Genomic DNA, 4,971 nt, shown 5'->3' with positions numbered 1-4,971 from the left:
TGGTATCCGTCTCCCTTTGGAGTCTAGAAACCCATCCCAGGACCGTCAAGGTGCCTGGCATCCCTTCCCAGGCGGGGTGCCGGCGCGGGGCCGGGATCGGACGCTGCCCAGTGGGGTGGGCCGACGGCCGAGACCCGGCTCTGTCCCCAGGTTGCCCCCCAACGGGGCCGACCCCGGCGCGGCCCGCCCTGGACGGGTGGCGGGAAGGTGCGGGGAGGGGCCCCGCCTGCCTGTATCGAAGGCATTGCCTGAATAGCGCCCAAGACCACGATTGACGGTGGTGCCGGAATCCGAGCTGGAGGGTCGGAGGATTATGGCAACGACGACCAGTCCCCCGACATGGCCAGCCGGTCCCACAACCGGTGCCGACTCATCTGGCGTGTCGGGCGGTGCCGCCAAGACGGACTCGTCCTGCATCGGGGTCCTCCTGGTGGAAGATCACACGGTGGTCCGGACTGCTTTGCGCTTGGTGATCGAACGTCAGTACGATATGCGTGTGGTGGGCGAAGCGGCAAGCGGCGAGCAGGCCATCACCAAGGCCCAGGCCCTCAAGCCGGATGTGGTGGTGATGGACGTCCTCCTGCCGGGAATGGACGGCGCCGAGGCAACGGAACGGATCTGCCGGACCGTGCCCGAGACTCGGGTGGTGGCCCTCACCATGTGTGAGGAGGAGAGCTGGCTGCGCCACGTTCTCCTCTCGGGGGCGTCGGGGTACGTCCTCAAGCGGTCCAGCGCGACGGAGCTCTGCCAGGCCATCCGGACCGTGGCCGCGGGCGGCGTCTACATCGACCCGTACCTGGCCCCCCGCCTCGTCGACAGCTTTCTGGGGGTCTCCAAGCACCCCGCGGGGCCGCCCGATGACCTCTCCGACCGGGAAAAGGCGGTTCTCCAGCTGATCGCGCTGGGCTACACCCACCGGGAAATCGCCCACATCCTCTGCCTGAGCCAGAAAACGGTGGACACCTACCGCGCCCGCATCGCGGAGAAGCTGGGGTCCAGCCGCCGGGTGGCCCTGGTCCGCTACGCCTTGAGCAAGGGGCTGCTCTCGGAGCAGGCCCTCAGCACCCTTCCCATCGGCAAGCGGTGCGGCCGGCGGGGCCCCGGGTGGCGGAAGAAGCCTCGCCGGTAGGCGCGGACCGGGGGAGGTCTGAGGAGCCATGGGGCTTTGGCGTGATCCTCGCCGCCTGCGGGAGCTGGAGGCGACCCTCGACGCCATCGACGAGGCCATCATGACCGTGGACCGGGAGTACTGTGTGGTCGGCTTCAACCGGGCGGCGGAGCAGCTCACCGGGTACAGCCGGCGGGAAGCCCTAGGCGGCCGCTGCTTCGAGGTGTGCGCCGGTCGGTTCTGCCAGCACTCGTGCGATATTCAGGCCATGTTCACCACCGGTGAGACGCCTCCCGACTTCGAAACGGTGGTGCAGGGGAAGGACGGCCGCCTCCGGGTGGTCCGGGTGCGGACCGTCCCCTTCCGGGACGATCGGGGCGAGATCCTGGCGGCCATCCGGATCCTGAAGGACGTGACCGGGACCGTGCCCCTGACGCCCGCCGACCCCGCAGCGGAGGCGGCCCTCATCGGAGCGAGCCCGGCCATGGAGCGGGTCCGCCAGGCTGTGGACGCTCTGCAGGACAGCGAGGCGCCCGTCCTCATCTGGGGCCCGCCCGGGACGGAGAAGGAGCGGCTCGCCCGGGCCATCCACAGCCGGAGCCTCCGGGCCGGAGGTCCCTTCATCCCCCTGCGCCCCTCGGGCCCGGAAACCTTGGCCCGTCCCGAGGTGGAGCGGGCCCTCCTCCTGGCCCGGGCGGGGAGCCTCTTCGTCGCCAACTTCTCGGAACTCCCCCAGCCACTCCAGGAGGCGATTCTCCAGGCCTGCCACGGGGGAGCCCCCAACCCTCCCGATCCTTCGCCCCACCCGCACCTGCCGCCCCGGCTCCTGGCGGGGGCCGATGCCGCCGGAGAGGGACACGAGGCCTCGGGCCCTAGCTGGTCGCCGCCGGCCGGCTGGCATCTCCTGGAACTGCCGCCCTTGAAGGAGCGGCGGGAGGACATCCCCCTCCTGGCCGACCACTGCCTCAAGCAGCTCCGACTCACCACGGGGGCCCAGGTGACGGGCCTCACGGCCCGGGCCTTGCGAGCCTTGATGAGCTACCCCTTCCCCGGGAACGTCCAGGAGCTGGAGGAGATCCTGCGGTTCGCCGTCGCCTTCCGGCAAGCCACCTGGGCCGAGCGCCTTGGCGAGCGCAGGGGTCAGGGCACCGCCAACGCCCTGGACTGGGAGGACCTGCCACCCGAGGTACAGGCTGCCTGGCCAGGGGCGAGGGCAGAGGTCGGGCCCCAGGCGTCCAGCCAGCCCCCGCCGGCCCAGGAGACCTCGCCGCCCGAAGGGGAGCGGGCCCAGCTCCTGGCCGCCCTGGAAGCCAACGGCTGGCATATGAGCCGCACGGCGGAACAGCTGGGCATCAACCGGACCACCCTCTGGCGCCGGATGAAGCGTCTGAGGATTGAAAGGCCTGGAAGCTCCGCTTGAACACCCTGTGTTGCATCTGCAACAAAGTGTTGCATTTCGCCTCGAGATCGGATCCCGCGACCCGACCCCGGCCGCGAAGAACATAGGAATCCGCCCGACAGACAGGGCTCCGCCCACGGCTTACCATCGAAGCTGGGAGGGATGCCCTGTGCGGGAGCGCACGCTCAGAGCGCGACGGCGCCGTCTGACGGGAGGGCTCCTGACCGCTGTGGGCCTTGGGCTGGTGCTCGTGGCAGCCTTCGCGCCGGTCCGGGGCGCGCCGGCGGAGCCGGCGGAGCGGGAGTTCATCATCACCGCCCGCCAGTACGAGTACGACCCGCCGCGGATCCACGTCAACCTCGGGGACCGGGTCACCCTGCGGGTGCGCTCCGAGGACATCACCCATGGTCTCTACCTGGACGCCTACGGACTGGAGGTGACCGTCCCTCCCATGGAGGAGCGGGTCGTCCAGTTCGTGGCCGACCGCCCAGGCAAGCTGCGGTACCGCTGCTCGGTCATCTGCGGTCCCCTGCACCCGTTCATGGTCGGTGAGATCATCGTCGAACCCAACCGCCCCTTGGCCCTCTCCACCCTGCTCAGCGCCGTGGTCGGGGTGGGGGTCTTGGGCCTGGCGTGGTTCAGGAAGGAGGCGTAGGGGCCGGTGGCTGTCCTGGCAAGCAGAGGGACCCGGGATCTGCTCAAGAACCACCGTTGGCTGCACTGGCTCCTGCACCGGCGGTGGCTGCAGTTCGCCCTGGTCCTGCCGACCCTGCTTGGCTTTGTGCTGGTGATCTTGGCCGGTCTTTTCGGCACCCCCCTGGGGGCGAAGAACCTGGCCATCGTCTTCGTCTGGATCGTCTGGTGGGCCCTCTTGATCTGCCTGCTGGTGCCCTTCGGGGCCCGGGTCTGGTGCCTGGCCTGCCCCATCCCGGCCCCGGGCGAGTGGCTCTCCCGCCTCAGCTTCATCCGCTGGGGGACCCAGAAGCTGGGGCTGGGCCGGCGCTGGCCCCGGAGCCTGCGGAACCTCTGGCCGGCGACCTTGGGCTTCCTGGCCATCGCCCTCTTCAGCGCGGTGGTCACCACCCGGCCCGCGGTGACGGGTTGGGTCCTCCTCGGCCTGGTGGTGGTGGCGATCATCACCCACCTGGTCTTCGAGCGGCGGGCCTTCTGCCGCTACCTCTGCCCGGTGGGTGGCTTTCTCGGACTCTACTCCATGGCAGCGCCCGTCGAGCTCCGCCGTCGGGATGCGGAGACCTGCCTTCAGTGCCAGTTCAAGTCGTGCTACCGGGGAAGCACCCCGGCCAGCCTGGCCGTGGGCGGCGAAGGCGGGTACCCCTGCCCCATGTCCGAGTTCCCCGGCGCCCCCATGGAGCGGAACAACTACTGCATTATGTGCACCGAGTGCATCAAGGCCTGCCCCTACGACAACATCACCGTCAACGTGCGGCCCTTCGGGCAAGACCTCTACGTCCCACGGGGGCGGAAGCTGGATGAGGCCTTCAAGGGGTTCGTTATGCTGGGGAGCGCGTTGGCCTACTCCCTGATCATGCTCGGCCCCTACGGTTGGCTCAAGGATTGGGCCAACCTCTCCAGCATCCCTGAGTTCCTGGGGTATGCTGCCATCTTCCTGGGGACGACCCTGGTCGCCGGTCCCTTGATCCACCTGGGGGTTAGCTGGCTCATGCGCCTGGCGGCCACGGGACAGGGACGGGGCGGGGTGAGCCTCCGGCGGGTCTTCATCGACACGGCCTACACCCTGGTGCCCCTGGGGCTCCTGGCCTGGGTCGCGTTCAGCATCTCTTTCGTCCTGCCCAACATCTCCTACGCGGCGGCGGTCCTCTCTGACCCCTTCGGGTGGGGTTGGGACCTGTTCGGCACCCGGGATGTCCCCTGGCAGCCTATCGTCGCCGGCTGGATCCCTTACCTGCAGATCCCCATCTTGCTGGTGGGCCTGGCCTGGTCCCTGCGGGCGGGGCTCCGGATCCTGGGCCAGGTCTTTGAGGAGAAGCCAGCGGCCATGAGGGCCGGCCTGGTCCTGGCCGTCTACCTGACCGCCCTGACGGGGGCGTTCCTCCGGTTCTACCTGGGATAGGAGGGAGTTGGCGTGCGGCGGAGCGAGCTGGTGGCGGCGCTTCTGGTCTTCCTGGTGGTGGTCGGCACGCCGGTGGCCATCTTCGCCTACGAGAAAGTGATCCGGCCCGCCCAGGCCGATCCCAACGAGATCCCCATCGCCATCTGGATCTTCGAAAGCGGCGGTTTCCAGCCGTCCCGGATCGAGGTGAAGGCGGGGGAGACCATCCGGCTCAGGCTGACCAGCATGGACGTGACCCACAGCTTCCAGTTGCTCGATTTCGGTATCGACACCGGGCCCATCTTACCCGGCACCACCTTGGAAGTGGAGTTCACCCCCACCCGCCCTGGCACCTACCCCTACCAGTGCAACATCCGGTGCAGCCCCCATCAC

5 protein-coding genes are annotated in these 4,971 nt (G+C 69.2%); all 5 read left to right on the top strand.

Annotated features, from left to right (window positions below; genetic code table 11):
* The first annotated feature begins 430 nt into the window (after nt 1–430).
* Nucleotides 431–1,129 (top strand): response regulator, encoded by a 699-nt coding sequence (locus tag FWJ67_RS10570; protein ID WP_414482801.1) that lies wholly within the window; start codon nt 431–433, stop codon nt 1,127–1,129.
* Nucleotides 1,130–1,157: 28 nt separating this feature from the next.
* Nucleotides 1,158–2,528: a helix-turn-helix domain-containing protein gene (locus tag FWJ67_RS10565; RefSeq protein WP_414482800.1), complete on the top strand. Its 1,371-nt coding sequence runs from the start codon at nt 1,158–1,160 to the stop codon at nt 2,526–2,528.
* A gap of 148 nt (nt 2,529–2,676) precedes the next feature.
* Nucleotides 2,677–3,162: a cupredoxin domain-containing protein gene (locus FWJ67_RS10560; RefSeq protein WP_414482799.1), complete on the top strand. Its 486-nt coding sequence runs from the start codon at nt 2,677–2,679 to the stop codon at nt 3,160–3,162.
* 6 nt (nt 3,163–3,168) lie between these two features.
* The gene (locus tag FWJ67_RS10555) at nt 3,169–4,599 is read left to right on the top strand and encodes a 4Fe-4S binding protein (RefSeq protein WP_414482798.1); all 1,431 of its coding nucleotides are present in this window, start codon (nt 3,169–3,171) and stop codon (nt 4,597–4,599) included.
* A gap of 12 nt (nt 4,600–4,611) precedes the next feature.
* On the top strand, nt 4,612–4,971 hold a 360-nt coding region (locus FWJ67_RS10550), incomplete at its 3' end, for a cupredoxin domain-containing protein (RefSeq protein WP_414482797.1).

This window comes from Limnochorda sp. (genome assembly GCF_047459355.1).
Lineage (GTDB): Bacteria > Bacillota > Limnochordia > Limnochordales > Limnochordaceae > Limnochorda.
This window is presented reverse-complemented; position numbering and strand designations above follow the sequence as displayed.